Annotated in this window: 14 protein-coding genes and 2 pseudogenes; 11 read left to right on the forward strand and 5 right to left on the reverse strand. The window is 53.3% G+C overall.

The window, feature by feature from the left end:
* Positions 1-187: 187 nt before the first annotated feature.
* Complete coding sequence (gene aldB / locus J4685_RS13305) at positions 188-1,726, reverse strand: aldehyde dehydrogenase AldB (protein ID WP_000183989.1); 1,539 nt, start codon at positions 1,724-1,726, stop codon at positions 188-190.
* A gap of 168 nt (positions 1,727-1,894) precedes the next feature.
* Here aldB and J4685_RS13310 point away from each other — a divergent pair, with 168 nt between their 5' ends.
* Entirely contained in the window at positions 1,895-2,776 is an 882-nt protein-coding gene (locus J4685_RS13310; protein WP_001188283.1) for an ROK family protein, read from the forward strand.
* A 247-nt stretch (positions 2,777-3,023) separates the two neighbouring features.
* Here the strand turns inward: J4685_RS13310 and selB are convergent, their stop codons facing one another.
* The 3 genes from selB to J4685_RS13325 all read right to left on the reverse strand — a co-directional run bounded on the left by selB (position 3,024) and on the right by J4685_RS13325 (position 6,969).
* Entirely contained in the window at positions 3,024-4,874 is a 1,851-nt protein-coding gene (gene selB, locus J4685_RS13315) for a selenocysteine-specific translation elongation factor (protein ID WP_000582390.1), read from the reverse strand.
* On the reverse strand, positions 4,871-6,262 hold the full coding sequence (gene selA / locus J4685_RS13320) for an L-seryl-tRNA(Sec) selenium transferase (RefSeq protein ID WP_000200191.1): 1,392 nt from the start codon (positions 6,260-6,262) through the stop codon (positions 4,871-4,873). Before selA ends, selB begins: the two co-directional genes overlap by 4 nt.
* 98 nt (positions 6,263-6,360) lie before the next feature.
* Positions 6,361-6,969: a glutathione S-transferase gene (locus J4685_RS13325; RefSeq protein WP_000766681.1), complete on the reverse strand. Its 609-nt coding sequence runs from the start codon at positions 6,967-6,969 to the stop codon at positions 6,361-6,363.
* A 475-nt stretch (positions 6,970-7,444) separates the two neighbouring features.
* Here J4685_RS13325 and mtlA point away from each other — a divergent pair, with 475 nt between their 5' ends.
* The 3 genes and pseudogenes from mtlA (at position 7,445) to mtlR (ending at position 11,316) form a co-directional block, all read left to right on the forward strand.
* Entirely contained in the window at positions 7,445-9,361 is a 1,917-nt protein-coding gene (gene mtlA, locus J4685_RS13330; RefSeq protein ID WP_000093287.1) for a PTS mannitol transporter subunit IICBA, read from the forward strand.
* 220 nt (positions 9,362-9,581) lie between these two features.
* A complete protein-coding gene (mtlD, locus tag J4685_RS13335; RefSeq protein ID WP_000645397.1) occupies positions 9,582-10,730 on the forward strand; it encodes a mannitol-1-phosphate 5-dehydrogenase in 1,149 nt (382 codons plus the stop codon).
* Positions 10,727-11,316: pseudogene (mtlR, locus tag J4685_RS13340) on the forward strand (mannitol operon repressor MtlR). The gene mtlD and the pseudogene mtlR overlap by 4 nt, the downstream one beginning before the upstream one ends.
* A 9-nt stretch (positions 11,317-11,325) precedes the next feature.
* Here the strand turns inward: mtlR and J4685_RS13345 are convergent.
* Positions 11,326-11,535 carry a hypothetical protein gene (locus tag J4685_RS13345; protein WP_001062558.1) on the reverse strand — a complete coding sequence of 70 codons (210 nt, stop codon included), beginning with the start codon at positions 11,533-11,535 and terminating at the stop codon, positions 11,326-11,328.
* Between the two features lie 291 nt (positions 11,536-11,826).
* Here J4685_RS13345 and J4685_RS13350 point away from each other — a divergent pair, with 291 nt between their 5' ends.
* The 7 genes and pseudogenes from J4685_RS13350 to trmL all read left to right on the forward strand — a co-directional run bounded on the left by J4685_RS13350 (position 11,827) and on the right by trmL (position 22,182).
* The gene (locus J4685_RS13350) at positions 11,827-12,189 is read left to right on the forward strand and encodes a YibL family ribosome-associated protein (RefSeq protein ID WP_000665687.1); all 363 of its coding nucleotides are present in this window, start codon (positions 11,827-11,829) and stop codon (positions 12,187-12,189) included.
* A gap of 486 nt (positions 12,190-12,675) precedes the next feature.
* Positions 12,676-13,359 (forward strand): DUF3251 domain-containing protein, encoded by a 684-nt coding sequence (locus J4685_RS13355; RefSeq protein ID WP_000277585.1) that lies wholly within the window; start codon positions 12,676-12,678, stop codon positions 13,357-13,359.
* Positions 13,360-13,402: 43 nt separating this feature from the next.
* Positions 13,403-17,730 (forward strand): annotated as a pseudogene (gene sadA, locus J4685_RS13360) (trimeric autotransporter adhesin SadA).
* Between the two features lie 298 nt (positions 17,731-18,028).
* A complete protein-coding gene (lldP, locus tag J4685_RS13365; RefSeq protein WP_001055309.1) occupies positions 18,029-19,684 on the forward strand; it encodes an L-lactate permease in 1,656 nt (551 codons plus the stop codon).
* Positions 19,681-20,457, forward strand: coding sequence for a transcriptional regulator LldR (lldR, locus tag J4685_RS13370; RefSeq protein WP_000635445.1), 777 nt, complete (start codon positions 19,681-19,683; stop codon positions 20,455-20,457). The genes lldP and lldR overlap by 4 nt, the downstream gene beginning before the upstream one ends.
* On the forward strand, positions 20,454-21,644 hold the full coding sequence (gene lldD, locus J4685_RS13375) for an FMN-dependent L-lactate dehydrogenase LldD (protein WP_000586998.1): 1,191 nt from the start codon (positions 20,454-20,456) through the stop codon (positions 21,642-21,644). The genes lldR and lldD overlap by 4 nt, the downstream gene beginning before the upstream one ends.
* Before the next feature lie 64 nt (positions 21,645-21,708).
* Complete coding sequence (gene trmL / locus J4685_RS13380) at positions 21,709-22,182, forward strand: tRNA (uridine(34)/cytosine(34)/5-carboxymethylaminomethyluridine(34)-2'-O)-methyltransferase TrmL (protein ID WP_000932334.1); 474 nt, start codon at positions 21,709-21,711, stop codon at positions 22,180-22,182.
* Positions 22,183-22,196: the final 14 nt, after the last annotated feature.

Consider the following 22,196-nt stretch of genomic DNA (forward strand, 5'->3'; position numbering starts at 1 on the left):
TCGGACATGACCACCAGGCTAATATCAACGCGGTAGGCCCGATAAGCGAAGTGCCATCAGACATTACCACCAAGCTAATATCAACGCGGTAGGCCCGATAAGCGAAGTGCCATCGGGCATTACCACCAGGCTGATATCAATGCGGTAGGCCCGATAAGCGCAGCGCCATCGGGCATTACCTCTTGCGTCAGAACAGCCCCAGCGGCTTATCGGAATAGCTCACCAGCAGGCACTTGGTTTGCTGGTAGTGTTCCAGCATCATCTTATGCGTTTCGCGCCCGATGCCCGACTGCTTATAGCCGCCGAACGCCGCATGTGCCGGATAGGCGTGATAGCAGTTGGTCCATACGCGCCCGGCCTGAATGCCGCGCCCCATCTTATACGCCAGCGATCCATTACGGCTCCAGACGCCGGCGCCGAGGCCATACTGCGTATCGTTAGCGATTTCCAGCGCCTCCTCCATGGTTTTAAAGGTGGTTACCGCCAGCACCGGGCCAAAGATCTCCTCCTGAAAGACGCGCATATTGTTCTTACCAAACAGGATAGTAGGCTCAAGGTAATAGCCCTCTTTAAGTTCGCCATCCAGCTCCTTGCGTCGCCCACCGGTCAGAATATCGGCCCCCTCTTTTTTACCGATATCGATATAATTGAGGATAGTCTCAAGCTGGCCGTGGGAGACCTGCGCCCCCATCTGTGTACCGCTATCTAGCGGGTTCCCGCTGCGAATGCTCTCTACCCGGCGAATAGCGCGCTCCATAAAGCGCTCATAGATGGACTCCTGGACCAGCGCACGGCTTGGACAGGTACACACCTCGCCCTGGTTAAAGGCAAACAGGGCAAATCCCTCCAGCGCTTTATCAAAGAACGCATCTTCCTCATCCATCACGTCAGCAAAGAAGATATTTGGCGATTTACCGCCTAACTCCAGCGTCACCGGAATAATATTCTGCGTGGCGTACTGCATGATCTGTTGACCCACTTCCGTCGAACCGGTAAACGCCACCTTCGCGATACGTTTCGAGGTCGCCAGATATTCGCCGATCTCGCCGCCCGCGCCGTTCACGACGTTGACGACGCCCGGCGGTAACAGATCGCCAATGACTTCCATTAACAGCAGAACGGAAAGCGGCGTCAGGCGTGCCGGTTTAAGCACCACGCAGTTACCCGCCGCCAGCGCTGGCGCCATTTTCCAGCTTGCCATCAACAACGGAAAGTTCCACGGGATTATCTGCCCCACGACACCAAGCGGTTCGTGAAAATGGTAGGCCACGGTTTCGCTATCAACTTCGCTGATCCCGCCCTCCTGCGCACGTATACAGGAGGCGAAATAGCGGAAATGATCGATCGCCAGCGGTACGTCGGCGGCGCTGGTTTCACGAATCGGTTTACCGTTATCCCAGGTTTCCGCTGTCGCCAACAGTTCGAGGTTTTGTTCCATCCGATCGGCGATCTTAAACAAGATAGCGGCACGGTCTTGTACTGACGTATGCGCCCACTTATCTTTCGCCTTATGCGCGGCGTCGAGCGCTAAATCGATATCTTTTTTACCGGAGGAAGCGACTTCACATAGCGGCTGGCCGGTCACTGGCGTCAGGTTTTGATAATATTCGCCGTCGGCGGGCGCAACCCAGTCACCGCCAATAAAATTGTCATAGCGGGCTTTTAACTTCAGTGGGTACCCGTATTCACCTGGCTGAATACGTGTTGAAGGGGGATTGTTCGTCATGACCAACTCCTTATTGTAAAGGTACTCCACAAGGGTAGACGGTACTGGTGAATTTTTCGCCAATGGTTTCCCGCTTTACGACAGCAATCACGAATTACTTTCCTTTACGTTTCTCCGTCTGGTTTTAGCCATACTAAACAGGTGCCTGTTTAACGTACGGAGAACACTATGCAGCAATATATCGGTATTGATGTGGGAGGAACTCACGTCAAATATAGCGTGATTAACAGTGACGGCGAAGAATTAACCCATCATCAATTCGATACGCCAGAGGACGCCTCCACGTTTACCCGCAAATGGCAGGATGTGGTGGCGCGTTGCCAGCAGGACTATGACATTGCGGCAATCGGGGTCAGTTTCCCCGGCCATATTAATCCCCATAACGGTCATGCGGCAAAAGCGGGCGCGCTGGCTTACCTGGATGACGTCAACCTGATGGAGTTGTTCAGCGGGCTGACCGATCTGCCGCTGGTCGTGGAGAACGACGCGAACTGTGCGGCGCTGGGCGAAATGTGGCGAGGTGCCGGGCAGCATTATGAAAACATGGTCTGCATTACCATTGGAACCGGCATTGGCGGCGGTATTATCGTCGGACGAGAACTGTATCGCGGCGCGCATTTTCACGCCGGTGAATTCGGCGTCATGCCGGTCGGGAATAATGGTGAAAGTATGCATAAAATCGCGTCAACCAGCGGATTAATGGCGTCGTGCCGCCAGGCGCTGGCGCTGCCTGCCGAAGAGATGCCGCCTGCGGATGTGATCTTCGAACGAATGGCGACCGATGTTCATCTGCGTGAGGCGGTCAATGACTGGGCGCGTTATCTTTCACGCGGCGTTTACAGCGTGATCTCTATGTTTGATCCGGGCGTGGTGCTGATCGGCGGAGGAATAAGCGAACAGGAAAAGCTCTACCCGCTCCTGACGCGGCATCTTGAAACGTTTGAAATGTGGGAGGCGCTCCAGGTGCCGATTCAGCCCTGCCAACTGGGAAATCAGGCGGGCAGGCTGGGCGCCGTCTGGCTGGCGCAGCAAAAGCTCGATCGAAGCTAACGTGTTACGCCTTATCCGGCCTGCATCGCCTACGCAGGCCCGGTAAGCGTCCGCGCTACCGGGCAAAAACGTTACATCGCCGCGCGATAAATTTCCACAATCTCGTCGTGAGTCGCCTGAATAAGGCGCAAAGAATATGGGTAAAATTATCCTGATAATAGGCTCACGCTGGCTATTTTAAGAAGTCAGAAAAATAAAAAGCAACGCAATAATTGTATTGCTTCATTTCTGATTTAATTTAACCATTTCATTCTTTTTGCGGAAATAATAACGCATCACGTAATAAATGATCATTCCCACGACGTCGTGTAAATCCAATCCGGTCAAAATATTCAAGGATCTGAATGGCCAGCTTCCGCCCTACATTCAGCCTGTCGCGAAAATCCGCCGCACACGTTGATCCTCTCTCTTGATCCAGCTCGCGGATCATATTGGCGAAAGCGACAATCCGATCGTTACGATAGTACCGATCTTTTACGATCGCGGTAATGATGCCTTGCTGTGCCGCCTGCCGCAGCACCAGCCGCATCAATTGTTCTTCCGTTCCGGTCTCTTTCGCCAGATCGCGTACCCACCAGGGCTCATCGCCAAATAGCGGTTCAACTTTTTGCCAGACGGCCTGCTGCTCATCGCTAAATCCTGCTTTATGATCCGGCAGATGCAACCAACCGTGATGGCTATGAATCAGGCCGTCGTCGCGCATCCGCTCGATCAGCATCAGGACCAGCGCTTCATCCTCCATTGGCAGGGCCATGCGGCGTAAACGCTCACGTCCCGGCCCCGGTTCATCGCGGTGCTGTTCGTGGTAGGTCGCCAGCGTATCAAGAATCTTACGCTGCCAGCGGGCGGCGACGGGCGCGCTTAACAGATTGTCTCCGGCCTGGATAAAACCATGTTGCTCAATAAGCTGACGCATACCGAGAGGATTAAGCTGACGCGCCCAACCGAAATCCGGCAGGTTGACGGCGCCGCGTTCCAGATGAATGGCCAACGCCGCGCTATCGTCCTGCGCGTCGGCAAGCGTTGAAAGCCAGTGCAAATAATCTGGCTTACGTTTACCGCGACGCGGCGCCTTAAGCGTCACCACGCGTGCGCCGGCAAGGGTGGCGCGTGCGGAAATATCACGCAGCACCAGTCTGTCATTATCGGCCAGCCACAACGGCGTATCAAAGATCAGCTCGGCCAGCCCGCCTTCCAGCAAAGAGACGCGACCAGTCACATGGCTGGCGGCATGGTGAATATGTAGCGGTTGCCATTGGGAAAGCGGCGCATGAAGCGTCAGAGAAACGATCACCCGGGAAAAAGCCTCCCCCACCGGCGCATCGGAAAGCAGCCAGTCGCCGCGGTTAAGCTGCTCCTTCTCCGCATCGCCCGCAATATTGAGCGCAATACGTTGCCCGGCATACGCATGGTCAGTGGGCTGATTTTGCGCGTGTAGACTTCGTACGCGCATCGGCGTATTAACGCCGGTCAACCATAGCGTATCGCCCACGTTTACCTCTCCGCTCAGCGCCGTTCCGGTCACCACCAGTCCCGCCCCTTTCACCGTAAACGCACGGTCGATAGCCAGGCGGAAGCGATGCTGCGCGGCGTGCAAACGTGCAGGAAGCTGCTGTAAATGAGCGCGAAGTTCTGCAATACCGCGTCCTTCATTGGCGGCGGTGACAAATAAAACGGTATCGGCGAAGCCATAGTTGTCGAGCGCCGCCAGTACCTCTTCACGTACTTCACCGATACGCGCCTCGTCCACGCGATCGGCTTTGGTCAGCGCGACGGTGAGCTGGAGATTGCCCGTCAGTTGCAGGATCTGTAAATGCTCGCGCGTTTGCGCCATGACGCCGTCATCACAGGCGACCACCAGCAAAGCGTGATCGATACCGCCTACGCCCGCCAGCATGTTAGAGAGGAATTTTTCATGTCCAGGCACATCGATAAAGCCCAGCACACGACCATCCGGCTGCGGCCAATAGGCGTAGCCCAGATCGATAGTCATCCCGCGTTTTTTCTCTTCCGGCAGGCGATCGGCATTGACTCCGGTAATCGCCTGGAGCAACGTCGTTTTACCGTGGTCTACGTGTCCGGCAGTTGCAATAATCATTTCAGCATCATCTCCATAAACCGGCTTTCGTCTTCAAGACAGCGCATATCCAGCCATAAACGGCCATCATAAATTCGGCCAATGACCGGTACAGGCAGCGTGCGCCAGCGGGCCGCCAGCGCCTCCAGCCGACTACCGCGCCCGTCGTGCGGGGTAAAGGTCATGGCGGCGCTGGGAAGGCGGTCTACTGGTAATGAACCGCTGCCGATTTGCGACAGGCAGGGTTTAACCTCCAGCGCAAATTCATCGCCGTAACGTGCCGCCAGCCGCGCCTGTAATCGCTGCGCTTGTTCGCGAATCGACGCTTCACTGCGGGTTAACAGACGCAGGGTGGGTAATTTCTCCGCCAACGCTTCCGGGTGCAGATACAGACGTAACGTTGCCTCCAGCGCCGCCAGCGTCATTTTATCCGCGCGCAGAGCGCGTTTCAGCGGATGGCTTTGCAGTTGGGCAATCATCGCTTTTTTGCCGACGATGATCCCGGCCTGCGGCCCGCCCAACAACTTATCGCCGGAGAAGCTTACCAGACTGACGCCTGCGGCAATGAGCTGCTGCAGCATCGGCTCTTTGGGTAAGCCATATTGACTTAAATCCACCAGCGAACCGCTGCCCAGATCCGCCACCACCGGAATATCCAGCTCTCGCCCGATTTCCACCAGTTCCGCTTCCTCTACCGTTTTGGTAAAGCCCTCTATGCTGTAATTACTGGTATGCACCTTCATCAACAGCCCGGTATTTTCATTTACCGCCTGACGGTAATCTTTCGCGTGCGTCCGGTTGGTGGTGCCCACTTCATGCAGCGTACAGCCCGCCTGGCGCATAACATCCGGAATACGAAACGCGCCGCCGATTTCGACCAGTTCGCCACGCGAAACCACCACCTCTTTGCCGCTGGCGGTCGCCGCCAGCATCAGCAATACCGCCGCCGCATTGTTATTGACGATACAGGCGTCCTCCGCCCCGGTGATACGGCATAACAGCGTCGCCAGCGCCCGGTCGCGATGCCCCCGCCCGGCGCCATCTAAATCGTATTCCAGCGTCACCGGCGCGCGCATCGCCTGCGTTACCGCCTCAATCGCTTCTTGCGCCTGCAATGCGCGGCCAAGATTGGTGTGCAGCACCGTCCCCGTCAGGTTAATCACCGGGCGCAGCGCGCTTTGCGCCGCATTTTCCAGCCGGAGTTTCGCCTCTTGCGCCCAGTCTGCGTACCAGTCGGGAAGCGTTTGCGTATTCCGGATGACGTCGCGCGCGTCGTCAAGCATCCGCCTAAGCAGATCAACCACCTGGGTATGGCCATACCGATCGCGCAGAGAAAGAAAGGCGCTATCGTGCAATAAACGATCGATAGCAGGAAGCTGGCTGTAGAGTGTACGCGTTTCGCTTGTCATGAAAATGCCTGGCTGTTGGTGGCCCTCTCCTGGCGGGAGAGGGATATCGACATAAGGGGGATTGTAACGTGAGTTTGCTCAGGCGGACATAATGCGCGTCAAGCCTTTGGCGCTTCGGTGCGGGCAAAGCTTTCGCGCTGAAAAAGCGTTTCGACCAGTTTGACCAGGTGGGGGCGGCTAACACACCAGCCGGGCGCGACCCGGCGGAAGTTGAGATAGCCTACCGCACAGGCAATCGCGATAGTCGCCAGATTGACCGTATCCGTTTTTAGCGTCCCGTCGCTCAGATAACTTTCGAGCATATCCAGGCTGCGGTTGATTTTTTCCCGCTGGCGCAGCAGTTCCGTTTCCGATTGTTGCGCCGCCGGACGCGCCTGTTCGCGTACAGAAACCAACGCTGCATCCATAATGCCGTCAGCCAACGCTTCGAGCTGGCGAACTTTAAGCGCTGCCATCGGGTCACGCGGGAGCATCGCTGGCGCGATATCCAGCAGTTCAATATATTCCGCGATGATCGGCGAATCGAACCAATACTCCCCTTTCTCCGTCACCAGCGCTGGCACCTTACCCAGAGGGTTGTATTGCGCCACGCCGTTATCCGCCTCGTAGGGTAGTTCATTAATAAATTCGAAGGTGATGCCTTTTTCGAGCAGCAGAACAGAGATTTTGCGCACAAAAGGGCTGGTGTAGCTACCGATGAGTTTCATGCCGTGTCCTTTTTGCCAACCAGTAAAAATCATAGTATGGCTCAAATAAGACGAAAAGAGACACAAAAGGAGGTTGCTGAATGACATAACGTGAGAGGGCTCGCGACAAAATGTTTGCCGGATCGTATTGACGTTACCCGGGCTTAAAATTTCTTGTGAAGAGGATCACAAAAATTCAACAAAGCACCAAAATAAAAATGTGAAATATCTCACATAAAATGGCCTTTTAAGGGCTAAAAATGAGATTCGTTGTTTTTTTACACAGCTACTTTGTGATCAATATCACATCAATTACCTCTCTACCCCCTATATTTATGTGACGCAAATCACATAAATTGTCCCTGTCTGGACAGTTGAACGATTCAGTGCCAGATTGCGCAGTATCTACACTACAGGGTCCGGCTACCTCTGCCGCTACATTAACAAACCTCGGGCTTTCAGCCTGCGCGACAGCAACATAAGAAGGGGTGTTTTTATGTCATCCGATATTAAGATCAAAGTGCAAAGCTTTGGTCGATTCCTCAGCAATATGGTGATGCCTAATATCGGCGCGTTTATCGCGTGGGGTATTATCACCGCATTATTTATTCCAACAGGGTGGTTGCCTAACGAAACGCTGGCGAAACTGGTTGGTCCGATGATCACCTACCTGCTGCCGCTGCTCATCGGTTATACCGGCGGTCGTCTGGTTGGCGGCGAACGCGGCGGCGTGGTAGGCGCTATTACTACCATGGGCGTTATTGTCGGCGCGGATATGCCGATGTTCCTCGGCTCGATGATCGCCGGTCCATTAGGCGGCTACTGCATTAAGAAATTCGACAGTTGGGTAGACGGTAAGATCAAATCCGGTTTTGAGATGCTGGTGAACAACTTCTCCGCTGGCATCATCGGTATGATCCTCGCCATCCTGGCGTTCCTCGGTATTGGTCCGGCGGTTGAAGTCCTGTCCAAAATTCTGGCGGCGGGCGTTAACTTCATGGTGGCGCACGATATGCTGCCGCTGGCGTCCATTTTTGTTGAACCGGCGAAAATCCTGTTCCTCAATAACGCGATTAACCACGGCATCTTCTCACCGCTGGGTATCCAGCAGTCCCATGAGATGGGTAAATCCATCTTCTTCCTGATTGAAGCTAACCCGGGTCCGGGGATGGGCGTCCTGCTGGCGTACATGTTCTTCGGTCGCGGCAGCGCTAAACAGTCTGCGGGCGGCGCGGCAATTATCCACTTCCTGGGCGGTATCCACGAAATTTACTTCCCGTACGTGCTGATGAACCCACGCCTGATTCTGGCGGTGATTCTCGGCGGTATGACCGGCGTATTCACCCTGACCATCCTGAACGGCGGTCTGGTCTCTCCGGCATCTCCGGGTTCCATTCTGGCGGTACTGGCGATGACGCCAAAAGGCGCTTACTTCGCTAACATCGCGGCCATCGTGGCGGCAATGGCGGTCTCCTTCGTGGTGTCTGCAATTCTGCTGAAAACCAGCAAAGTGAAAGAAGAAGATGACATTGAAGCGGCCACCCGTCGTATGCATGACATGAAAGCGGAATCTAAAGGCGCCTCTCCGCTGGCGGCTGGCGACGTGACCAACGACCTCAGCCATGTGCGTAAAATCATCGTGGCTTGCGATGCCGGTATGGGTTCCAGCGCGATGGGCGCAGGGGTACTGCGTAAGAAAGTACAGGATGCGGGTCTGAGCCAGATCTCCGTCACCAACAGCGCCATTAACAATCTGCCGCCGGATGTGGATCTGGTCATTACTCACCGCGACCTTACCGAGCGCGCGATGCGTCAGGTACCGCAGGCGCAGCATATTTCGCTGACCAACTTCCTGGATAGCGGCCTGTACACCAGCCTGACCGAACGTCTGGTTGCCGCACAGCGCCACAATACTAATGAAGAGAAAGTCCGCGATCATCTGAAAGATAGCTTTGAAGAGGGCGATAACAACCTGTTCAAGCTGGGCGCGGAGAATATCTTCCTGGGCCGTAAAGCCGCTAACAAAGAAGAGGCGATTCGCTTTGCCGGTGAACAACTGGTGAAAGGCGGCTATGTTGAGCCGGAATACGTCGAAGCGATGCTGGACCGCGAAAAGCTGACGCCGACTTACCTCGGTGAATCCATCGCAGTTCCGCACGGCACGGTGGAAGCGAAAGATCGCGTGCTGAAAACCGGCGTGGTGTTCTGCCAGTATCCGGAAGGCGTACGCTTCGGTGAAGAAGAAGACGATATTGCCCGTCTGGTCATTGGTATCGCCGCACGTAACAATGAGCACATTCAAGTGATTACCAGCCTGACCAACGCGCTGGATGATGAATCCGTGATCGAACGTCTGGCGCACACCACCAGCGTGGATGAAGTGCTGGAACTGCTGGCAGGTAAAAAAGCTTAACAGTTAAGTATCCCCAAAATAGTTCGAGCTGCAGGAAGGCGGCAACGCAGTGAATCCCCAGGAGCGTACATAAGTACGTGACTGGGGTGAGCGAGGAGAGCCAACGCATCTGCAGTTCGAAATATGAAGGCGATATCCTCTCCCTTGTGGAGAGGGTTAGGTTGAGGGAAAAGCCTCACCCCAGCCCTCTCGGGTAAAAACATTAATGAAGGTTAATACTATGAAAGCATTACATTTTGGCGCAGGTAATATCGGTCGTGGCTTTATCGGCAAACTGCTGGCTGACGCGGGGATACAACTGACGTTTGCGGATGTAAATCAGGTCGTACTCGATGCCCTGAATGCCCGTCATAGCTATCAGGTTCATGTTGTGGGTGAAAATGAGCAGGTGGATACCGTTTCCGGCGTCAACGCTGTCAGCAGCATCGGCGATGATGTTGTCGACCTGATTGCCCACGTTGATTTAATCACTACTGCCGTGGGTCCGGTTGTGCTTGAGCGTATCGCTCCGGCCATCGCTAAAGGGCTGGTAAAACGTAAGGCGCAGGGCGTGGATGCCCCGCTGAACATCATCGCTTGTGAAAACATGGTACGCGGCACAACGCAGTTGAAAGGCCATGTGATGAATGCCCTACCGGAAGACGCCAAAGCATGGGTAGAAGAACATGTTGGCTTTGTCGATTCCGCCGTTGACCGCATCGTGCCGCCTTCTGCGTCGGCAACCAACGATCCGCTGGAAGTGACGGTAGAAACCTTCAGCGAGTGGATCGTCGATAAAACCCAGTTTAAAGGCGCGTTGCCAAACATTCCGGGGATGGAGTTAACGGATAACCTGATGGCATTTGTCGAACGTAAACTCTTCACGCTGAACACAGGTCATGCTATAACCGCGTACCTCGGCAAATTAGCCGGTCACCAAACCATTCGCGACGCCATTCTCGATGAGAGTATTCGCGCGGTGGTGAAAGGCGCGATGGAAGAAAGCGGCGCGGTGCTGATCAAACGCTACGGTTTTGATGCCGACAAACATGCGGCATACATTCAGAAAATCCTCGGTCGTTTTGAAAACCCGTATCTGAAAGATGACGTCGAACGCGTAGGTCGTCAGCCGCTACGCAAACTCAGCGCGGGCGACCGTCTGATCAAACCACTGCTTGGCACCCTGGAATATGGTCTGCCGCATGTGAATCTGGTCAAAGGGATCGCGGCGGCGATGCATTTCCGTAGTGATGAAGATCCGCAGGCGCAGGAGTTGGCGGCTCTGATTACCGAAAAAGGCCCGCAGGCCGCGCTGGCGCAAATTTCCGGGCTGGATGCCAATAGCGATGTGGTGGCGGAGGCGGTTAACGCATATAACGCGACCAAATGACGCAGAATCCGGCGCAGGTTAGCCTGCGCCCAAATAACAGATTGTCAGATATGCAGCAATAATGGAACAAACCCAGGCCTTTGAAAATCGTGTGCTTGAGCGTCTGAATGCTGGCAAAACCGTACGGAGCTTCCTGATTACCGCCGTCGAGTTATTGACCGAGGCGGTGAATATTCTGGTGCTCCAGGTGTTTCGCAAAGACGACTATGCCGTGAAATACGCTGTGGAACCGTTGCTGGACGGCGACGGGCCGCTGGGCGATCTTTCGGTACGTCTGAAACTTATCTATGGCCTTGGCGTACTCAGCCGCACCGAATATGAAGATGCGGAGCTGTTAATGGCGCTGCGCGAAGAGCTGAATCACGACGGCAATGAGTACGCCTTTACCGACGATGAAATCCTCGGGCCGTTTGGCGAACTGCATTGCGTCATGGCGCTGCCGCCACCGCCGCATTTTGATACATCCGACGCGGCGCTATACGCCATGCAAATTCAGCGCTACCAGCAGGCGGTGCGTTCGACGATGGTTCTCTCTCTGACCGAGCTGATTTCTAAAATCAGCTTAAAAAAGGCCTTTCAAAAGTAAATCCCGCCGTTAACCTCTTTCTTCTTCTTTTGGTCGGTACAGCCGCCGGTAATATTCCAGACGCTGCAAATAAATGGGCGCGCTCTCCGACGGCACTTCGGAAGGAACATAATCACGCGGCGGCGTTTTATTCAAGTACTCACGGAACGCCTGGCTGGACGCCATAAAATCGACGGCTTTATCAATAAGAAGTGGTACGTTCTCACCTATTTTTGCCATGATAGATCCTCCATGTGTGATCCGCGTCTGACTCCCGCGGCCGCTTATTTGAGTTTAGGATCGATTTAGCGTCGTCATTGAGGAAAATGTGCTTAATTGCTTTTCTTGCCGACAAAAAGGCGTTTCATCTTTTCTTTCGAAAAAAAAGCACTTTATTTTCAAATGGATAAATAAATAATTAGCGGTGTAATATTTACCATAATTGATTATCGTTACGCCATGAGTTGTGAAGAATCACCCACTGCGCGCATACTATAGGGTATCTATCCCATTTCTATCAGAAGCTATCCCATGAAAGAAGTCGAAAAAAACGAAATTAAACGCCTGAGCGATCGTCTTGATGCTATTCGCCACCAGCAGGCAGGTCTCTCGCTGGTTGAATCCGCCGATAAATACGCGGAGCTGGAAAAAGAAAAAGAGACGCTGGAAGCAGAAATTATCCGTCTGCGCGAAGTACACAGCCAGAAACTGAGTAAAGAAGCGCAGAAGCTGATGAACCTGCCGTTTCGCCGCGCTATCACTAAAAAAGAGCAGGCCGATATGGGCAAGTTGAAGAAAAGCGTGCGTGGTCTGATCGTAGTGCACCCGATGACGGCGCTGGGCCGGGAAATGGGACTCAAAGAGATGACAGGTTTCGCGAAGAGCGAGTTCTAAACCTTCCGCATCCCAGGCTCTCAAGACACCCGTTGTACGGAGGGTGTCTTGAATGCATCGGGCTATATTCCGAATTTTTCCTAGAAGTATTTACATCGTTTATATACAAGTTCATTTTTAACGGCAATCCCTGCTTTTTCAGGATAAAAAATTCCACTATCGTGCCTGTTTGTATTTATACAATGAATTTTTTCATCCTCTTTTCTCATAACCCGCAGAATATAATTGACCCGCAAAATTAAATAACATTATCATCCATGAAAAAAATGCTCATACATAAATATTATAATTATATTTTTATAAAGCATTGTTATGAGTAATTGATAAACAACGTCGGGTATTTGCACATTCCTATAGAAGCAATGAATGTTTTCATTATAACCATACGTTAATGGCTATTGGCAATGCCCGCAAAATGATGAGTTGGCTGTATAAATAATAGGTTAACTATTTATATTATATAAATTATTAACAAGGATATTTTATATGTACAAAAATGGAAAATTTATCCCCCTGCTTGCTTTGGGATTCACATTTTTTTTGTCTGGTTGTGATTACTTCGCAGATAAGCACCTTGTTGAAGAACTGAAAAAACAACAAAAAGAACAAGAAGCAAAGATAAACCTGTTAGAAAAACAACAAAAAGAACAAGAAGTAAAGATAAATTTGCTAGAAAAACAACAAACTACGGTTATCAACACGACTCAAAAGATCGCCGAAGTCGTTGGCCGCGTTGAACGCAAACAACGGCTATTCGACTATACAGAACTGGACCCATCACAAACGCACTATTTTATTATTAACAACGGCAATATCGGATTAGCCGGGCGTATTCTATCTATTGAGCCAATAGATAATGGAAGTGTTATTCATCTTGATTTAGTTAACTTACTCAGCATTCCCGTATCAAACCTTGCGTTTAATATGACATGGGGTACGAAAAAACCTTCCGAGGCAAAAGATCTGCCTCGCTGGCGACAACTCCTGCTCAACACGAAAATGGACTCGACAATCGAACTCTTACCGGGAGCATGGACAAACGTCACGCTAACATTAAAAGGCGTATCGCCCAATAATCTTAAGTATCTAAAAATAGGTATTAACATGGAGAATGTCATATTCGACAGCATACAACCTATTAATGATACGAAAAAGAAGCCAAAAAAATAATAGCCATTGATACAACTATTTTAGAAAAGGAAAGCACTTATTCATGAACAGAATATTTAAAGTCCTCTGGAATGCCGCTACGGGAACATTTATTGTCACCAGCGAGACGGCAAAAAGCCGCGGAAAAAAAAGCGGCCGCAGAAAGCTGGCGGTTTCCGCACTCGTCGGTCTTAGCAGTATTATGGTCTCTGCAGATGCGCTGGCCAATGCAGGGAACGATACCGGCAGCGGTGTTACAGTATCAGGCACAACGGGAAGCGGGTGGATTGCAATTGGTACTGATGCCACAGCCAATACTTACACCAACGTTGATGGCGCAAGCGCCGCAATGGGTTATCATGCCTCCGCAATGGGGAAATGGAGTACCGCCATTGGTTCATACAGCCAGTCCACCGGCGACTCTTCGCTAGCGCTTGGCGTAAAATCGACTTCAGCCGGTGACCGGGCCATTGCGATGGGGGCCTCATCCTCAGCCAGTGGAAGTTATTCAGCGTGTATGCCAATTCGAGCGGCGCAAAATCGGTTGCATTAGGTTATAAATCTGTCGCGAGCGGAGCAACTTCCTCTGCATTAGGTTATCAAGCTACTGCGAGCGGCGACGACAGCGCTGCTTTTGGTAATGGCGCAAAAGCGGTAGGCACCAACTCAGTTGCCCTTGGCTCGGGCTCTATCGCCCAGGAAGACAATTCCGTCGCCGTGGGTAACAGCACCACTCAGCGGCAGATCACCTACGTTGCTAAAGGCGACATCAATTCCACCAGTACCGATGCCGTTACAGGTGCGCAAATTTATTCTTTAAGTCAATCCGTCGCCGATCGACTCGGCGGAGGGGCTTCCGTTAATTCTGATGGTACAGTGAATGCGCCCCTCTACGAGGTAGGCACAGGCATCTACAATAACGTAGGCAGTGCATTAAGCGCACTTAACACTTCTATCACTAATACAGAGGCCTCTGTCGCAGGATTAGCCGAAGACGCGCTGTTGTGGGATGACAGCACCAGCGCCTTTAGCGCTAGCCACACGGGAAACGTCAGCAAAATCACCAATCTGGCGGCGGGTACCCTGGCTGCTGACAGCACCGACGCCGTTAACGGCTCTCAGTTGTTTGATACGAACGAGAAAGTGGATCGGAACACCGCTGATATCGCCACCAATACCGACAGCATCAACCAAAACACTGCCGATATTACCGCTAATACCGACAGCATTAACCAGAACACAACCGATATCGCCGCCAATACGACCAGCATCAATCAGAACACCACTGATATCGCCACCAACACCACCAGTATCAACAGTCTGAGCGACTCCGTCACCACGCTCACCGACGATGCCCTGCTATGGGATGCAGCCTCTGGCGCATTCAGCGCTAAGCACAACGGAAGCGACAGCAAGTTAACCAATCTGGCGGCGGGTACCCTGGCTGCTGACAGCACCGATGCCGTTAACGGCTCTCAGTTGTTTGATACAAATGAGAAAGTGGATAAGAACACTGCTGATATCGCCACCAATACCGACAGCATCAACCAAAACACTGCCGATATTACCGCTAATACCGACAGCATTAACCAGAACACAACCGATATCGCCGCCAATACGACCAGCATCAATCAGAACACCACTGATATTGCCACCAACACCACCAATATCAACAGTCTGAGCGACTCCGTCACCACGCTCACCGATGATGCCCTGCTTTGGGATGCAGCCTCTGGCGCATTCAGCGCTAAGCACAACGGAAGCGCCAGCAAAATCACCAATCTGGCGGCAGGCACCCTGACCGCGGACAGCACCGATGCGGTTAATGGCTCCCAGTTGTTTGATACGAACGAGAAAGTGGATCAGAACACCGCTGATATCACCACCAATACCAACAGCATCAATCAGAACACCACTGATATTGCCACCAACACTACCAATATTAACAATCTGAGCGATTCTATCACCACGCTCACCGATGATGCCCTGTTGTGGGATGCAGCCTCTGGCGCATTCAGCGCTAACCACAACGGAAGCGACAGCAAAATCACCAATCTTAGCTCTGACAACCTGAGCTGGAATGAGACAACGAGTTCGTTCTCTGCCAGCCACGGAAGTAGTACGACAAACAAAATCACCAACGTTGCTGCCGGAGAGCTGTCTGAAGAAAGTACCGACGCGGTTAACGGATCGCAGCTGTTCGAAACCAATGAAAAAGTGGATCAGAACACGACCGATATCGCCGCCAATACCACCAACATCACTCAGAACAGCACCGCGATTGAGAACCTGAATACTTCTGTCTCCGACATTAATACGTCCATTACCGGCCTCACTGATAACGCCCTGTTATGGGACGAAGACACCGGCGCTTTCAGCGCAAACCACGGTGGAAGCACCAGTAAAATAACCAATGTCGCCGCCGGGGCGCTTTCTGAGGACAGTACAGACGCGGTAAACGGCTCACAGTTGTATGAAACCAACCAGAAGGTGGATCAAAACACCTCTGCTATCGCGGATATCAATACGTCCATCACCAACCTTGGTACCGATGCACTGAGCTGGGATGACGAAGAGGGTGCGTTCAGCGCCAGCCACGGTACCAGCGGTACTAATAAGATAACCAATGTAGCAGCAGGTGAAATCGCCAGTGACAGTACTGACACCGTTAATGGCTCTCAGCTCTATGAAACTAACATGCTGATTTCTCAGTATAATGAATCTATTAGCCAACTAGCCGGCGATACCAGCGAAACCTATATCACGGAAAATGGTACCGGCGTGAAATACATCCGTACGAATGATAACGGGCTTGAAGGCCAGGATGCATACGCAACGGGTAACGGCGCAACGGCAGTAGGTTACGACGCCGTCGCCTCTGGCGCTGGCAGTCTGGCTCTTGGCCAAAACAGCAGCAGCAGCATTGAGGGCAGTATCGCTTTGAGCAGTGGCTCCACCTCTAACCGCGCTATTACAACCGGTATACGAGAAACGAGCGCAACAAGCGATGGCGTGGTGATTGGCTACAATACAACAGACAGAGAGTTGCTGGGCGCGTTATCATTGGGGACGGATGGAGAAAGCTATCGTCAAATTACCAACGTTGCTGACGGCTCTGAAGCGCAAGATGCGGTAACAGTTCGTCAGTTACAAAATGCCATTGGTGCGGTCACTACTACACCGACCAAGTACTACCACGCAAACTCAACGGAAGAAGATTCACTGGCTGTCGGAACTGACTCACTGGCAATGGGTGCGAAGACTATCGTCAATGCTGATGCAGGTATTGGTATTGGTCTGAATACACTGGTGATGGCTGATGCCATCAACGGGATTGCTATCGGTTCTAACGCACGCGCCAACCATGCAAACAGTATTGCAATGGGTAATGGTTCTCAGACCACTCGCGGCGCACAGACTGACTACACCGCCTACAACATGGACACACCGCAGAACTCTGTCGGTGAGTTCTCTGTCGGCAGTGAAGACGGTCAACGTCAGATCACTAACGTCGCGGCGGGTTCGGCAGATACCGATGCCGTTAACGTTGGTCAATTGAAAGTAACGGACGCGCAGGTTTCCAGGAATACCCAGAGCATTACTAACCTGAATACTCAGGTATCGAATCTGGATACCCGCGTCACCAATATCGAAAACGGCATTGGCGATATCGTCACTACCGGTAGCACCAAGTACTTCAAGACCAACACCGATGGCGCAGATGCAAATGCCCAGGGTGTGGACAGCGTCGCGATTGGCTCTGGCTCTATTGCTGCCGCTGAAAACAGCGTGGCGTTAGGCACAAATTCCGTCGCAGATGAAGCTAATACTGTGTCTGTCGGCTCTTCTACTCAACAACGCCGTATTACCAACGTTGCCGCAGGGGTGAATAACACTGACGCGGTTAATGTGGCTCAACTGAAAGCCTCAGAAGCAGGCTCCGTGCGTTATGAAACCAATGCAGATGGCTCGGTTAACTATAGCGTGCTCAACCTGGGAGACGGGAGTGGCGGCACCACTCGGATCGGCAATGTTTCAGCGGCGGTGAATGATACGGATGCGGTTAACTATGCGCAATTGAAACGCAGCGTCGAAGAAGCAAACACCTATACCGACCAAAAAATGGGTGAAATGAACAGCAAAATCAAAGGCGTAGAAAACAAGATGAGCGGCGGTATCGCTTCAGCGATGGCGATGGCCGGTCTGCCACAAGCCTACGCCCCGGGCGCCAACATGACCTCGATTGCTGGCGGTACGTTTAATGGTGAAAGTGCCGTCGCCATTAGTGTCTCCATGGTAAGTGAAAGCGGGGGCTGGGTGTATAAATTGCAAGGAACCAGCAACAGCCAGGGCGATTACTCTGCGGCCATTGGCGCGGGCTTCCAGTGGTAATGAAGTAACAACACTCCCGACATCAAAGGCAATGGCATAATGCCATTGCCTTTTCACTTCCCTTTGCTGTCCTCTCCCCTCAATTGGCCCTACCAATTTTAGCCCGTTACCACAGCCTACTCACATTTCACTAAATTAACTCTACAATACCGTTGCCAATAAATAACATCTGGTTAACTATTTGTTGTCATTATCCATACACAACAATATTGGCAGGACCACTTTTACACATAATGTGACCCCAACGAGATGAGCAAAGATTCATCCCATTATGCGTGTGGTTCTCAGGAGACCTGCAATGAACCTCTGGCAACAAAACTATGACCCGGCGGGTAATATCTGGCTTTCCAGCCTGATCGCATCGCTCCCAATCCTGTTCTTCTTTTTCGCCCTGATTAAACTCAAGCTGAAAGGCTACGTTGCCGCTTCGTGGACGGTGGTTATCGCGCTCGCCGTTGCGCTGCTGTTCTATAAAATGCCGGTCGATCACGCGCTGGCATCGGTCGTGTATGGCTTCTTCTACGGGCTATGGCCGATTGCCTGGATAATCATCGCCGCGGTCTTCGTCTATAAAATTTCGGTCAAGACCGGGCAGTTTGACATTATTCGCTCGTCAATTCTGTCGATTACCCCCGATCAACGTCTGCAAATGCTGATTGTCGGCTTCTGCTTCGGCGCGTTCCTTGAAGGCGCGGCGGGTTTCGGCGCGCCGGTGGCGATAACCGCCGCGCTGCTGGTGGGTCTGGGCTTTAATCCGCTGTATGCGGCAGGGTTGTGCCTGATTGTAAACACCGCGCCAGTCGCCTTTGGCGCGATGGGGATCCCGATTCTGGTTGCCGGACAGGTCACGGGCCTGGACAGCTTTGAAATCGGTCAGATGGTAGGCCGCCAGTTGCCGTTCCTGACCATTATCGTGCTGTTCTGGATTATGGCGATTATGGACGGCTGGCGCGGCGTGAAAGAAACCTGGCCTGCGGTGATGGTCTCTGGCGGTTCGTTTGCTATCGCCCAGTATCTCAGCTCCAACTTTATCGGGCCGGAACTGCCGGACATCATCTCTTCGCTGGTGTCTCTGGTGTGTCTGACGCTGTTCCTCAAACGTTGGCAGCCGGTACGCATCTTCCGCTTCGGCGATATGGGCGCGTCGCAGGTCGATCAGACGCTGGCCCGCACCCGCTATACGACAGGGCAAATTGTTCGCGCCTGGTCGCCGTTTCTGTTCCTGACCGCCACGGTCACTCTCTGGAGCGTACCGCCGTTTAAAGCGCTGTTTGCCCCCGGCGGCGCGCTGTATGACTGGGTAATTAACGTTCCGGTACCGTATCTCGATAAACTGGTCGCCCGTATGCCGCCGGTCGTACACGAAGCGACTGCTTACGCTGCGGTGTATAAATTTGACTGGTTCTCCGCCACCGGCACTGCAATCCTGTTTGCCGCGCTGTTGTCTATCGTCTGGCTGAAAATGAAACCCTCAGCCGCAATCCAGACCTTTGGCAGCACGCTGAAAGAGCTGGCGTTGCCGATTTACTCCATCGGTATGGTGCTGGCGTTCGCGTTTATCTCGAACTATTCCGGGCTTTCTTCCACGCTGGCGTTGGCGCTGGCGCACACCGGCAGCGCCTTCACGTTCTTCTCACCGTTCCTCGGCTGGCTGGGGGTATTTCTGACCGGCTCGGATACCTCATCTAACGCGCTGTTTGCCTCTCTACAGGCTACCGCAGCGCAGCAAATCGGCGTCTCTGATGTGCTGATGGTGGCGGCGAATACCACTGGAGGCGTAACCGGGAAGATGATCTCGCCGCAGTCTATCGCCATCGCCTGCGCGGCGGTGGGACTGGTAGGGAAAGAGTCCGATCTGTTCCGTTTTACTGTCAAACACAGCCTGATCTTCACCTGTATGGTGGGCGTGATCACTACGCTTCAGGCCTATGTTTTAACCTGGATGATTCCGTGATTGTGATACCAAAACGCCTGTCAGACGAGATTGCCTCTCGCGTGCGGGCACTGATTGAAGAACAAAACCTGGAAGCGGGCATGAAATTGCCCGCCGAGCGCCAGTTGGCTCTACAGCTTGGCGTATCACGCAACTCTTTACGCGAAGCGCTGGCGAAGCTGGTCAGCGAAGGCGTGCTGGTGAGTCGTCGCGGCGGCGGGACATTTGTCCGCTGGCAGCACGAAACTTGGTCTGAACAGAATATCGTGCAGCCGCTGAAAATGCTGATGGCGAACGATCCGAACTACAGTTTCGACATTCTGGAAGCCCGCCACGCCATTGAAGCCAGTACGGCCTGGCACGCCGCCATGCGTGCCACCGCTGCCGACAAAGAGAAAATCAGACTCTGCTTTGATGCGACGCTCAGCGAAGACCCGGATCTCGCCTCCCAGGCCGACGTGCGCTTTCATCTGGCGATCGCGGAAGCCTCGCACAATGTGGTGCTGTTGCAAACCATGCGCGGTTTCTTCGACGTCCTGCAATCCTCCGTCAAACAGAGTCGCCAGCGTATGTATCTCGTTCCGCCCGTATTCTCAAAGCTGACGGAACAACACCAGGCGGTGATGGATGCCATTCTAGACGGTAACGCCGAGGGCGCGCGTAAAGCGATGATGGCGCACCTCAGTTTTGTCCACACTACGATTAAACGATTTGATGAAGACCAGGCCCGCCAGGCGCGTATTACCCGCCTGCCCGGCGACCATAATGAGATGACCAGGGAGAATAAATCATGATTATTTCAGCAGCCAGCGATTATCGCGCCGCAGCTCAGCGCACGTTGCCTCCTTTCCTCTTCCACTACATCGACGGCGGCGCGTATGCGGAATATACCCTGCGCCGAAATGTGGAAGACCTGTCGCAAGTCGCTCTGCGCCAGCGTGTGCTGAAAAATATGTCCGATTTAAGCCTGGAAACGACCCTGTTTAACGAAACGTTGTCGATGCCGGTGGCATTAGCGCCGGTAGGTCTGTGCGGCATGTACGCCCGTCGCGGCGAAGTACAGGCCGCCGCCGCCGCAGACGCAAAGGGCATTCCGTTCACCCTTTCCACCGTCTCCGTCTGTCCGATTGAAGAAGTTGCACCAACCATTCAGCGCCCGATGTGGTTCCAGCTTTATGTGCTGCGTGACCGGGGCTTTATGCGCAACGCGCTTGAACGTGCGAAAGCGGCGGGCTGCTCCACGCTGGTCTTTACCGTGGATATGCCAACGCCGGGCGCGCGCTACCGTGACGCCCACTCCGGGATGAGCGGCCCAAACGCGGCCATGCGCCGTTACTGGCAGGCGGTGATGCACCCTAAATGGGCGTGGGATGTCGGCCTGAACGGTCGCCCGCATGATTTAGGCAATATTTCCGCCTATCTGGGTAAACCGACCGGCCTTGAGGACTATATCGGCTGGCTGGCAAATAACTTCGATCCGTCCATCTCCTGGAAAGATCTGGAGTGGATACGCGAATTCTGGGACGGCCCAATGGTGATCAAAGGGATCCTCGATCCAGAAGATGCCCGCGATGCGGTACGTTTCGGCGCTGACGGTATCGTGGTGTCGAATCACGGCGGCCGCCAGCTCGATGGCGTGCTCTCTTCCGCCCGCGCCCTGCCCGCCATTGCCGATGCGGTGAAAGGCGATATCGCCATTCTGGCGGATAGCGGGATTCGTAACGGGCTGGATGTCGTGCGTATGATTGCGTTGGGGGCCGATACCGTACTGCTGGGTCGGGCCTATCTCTACGCGCTGGCGACGGCAGGAAAAGCGGGGGTCGCCAACCTGCTGGACCTGGTCGAGAAAGAGATGAAAGTCGCCATGACCCTGACCGGCGCGAAATCCATTAGCGAAATCAGTGGCGATTCACTGGTGCAGGAACTGGGGAAAAGTTTGCCCGCCGCGCTGGCGCCAATGAGCAAAGGCGATGCCGCCTGAACGCCTGGCGCGTGAGAGCCCGGTAAATTTCTGCTATTCTGCCCCCCGCATTTAAGGGGGCATCATGCTTAACATCGTACTCTTCGAACCAGAAATCCCGCCGAATACCGGCAACATCATTCGTCTTTGCGCCAATACCGGCTTTCGTCTGCACATCATCGAACCGATGGGGTTTACCTGGGATGATAAGCGCTTACGCCGCGCAGGGCTGGACTATCACGAATTCGCCGCGGTTCAGCGCCATCACGATTATGCCGCCTTTGTCGCCGCCGAAAACCCGCAGCGCCTGTTTGCGTTGACGACAAAGGGTACGGCCGCCCATAGCGCCGTAAGCTATCAGGATGGCGATTATTTGATGTTTGGCCCGGAAACGCGCGGCCTGCCCGCCAGCATTCTCGATGCGTTGCCTAAAGAGCAGAAGATTCGCATTCCGATGATGCCGGATAGCCGTAGCATGAACCTGTCGAATGCGGTGTCGGTGGTGGTGTATGAAGCGTGGCGCCAGTTAGGATATCCCGGCGCGGTATTGCGGTCGTAATATATTCAATGCCG

This window comes from Salmonella sp. 32100201201700099SM (assembly GCF_017572645.1).
In the GTDB taxonomy this organism is placed as follows: Bacteria; Pseudomonadota; Gammaproteobacteria; order Enterobacterales; family Enterobacteriaceae; genus Salmonella; species Salmonella enterica.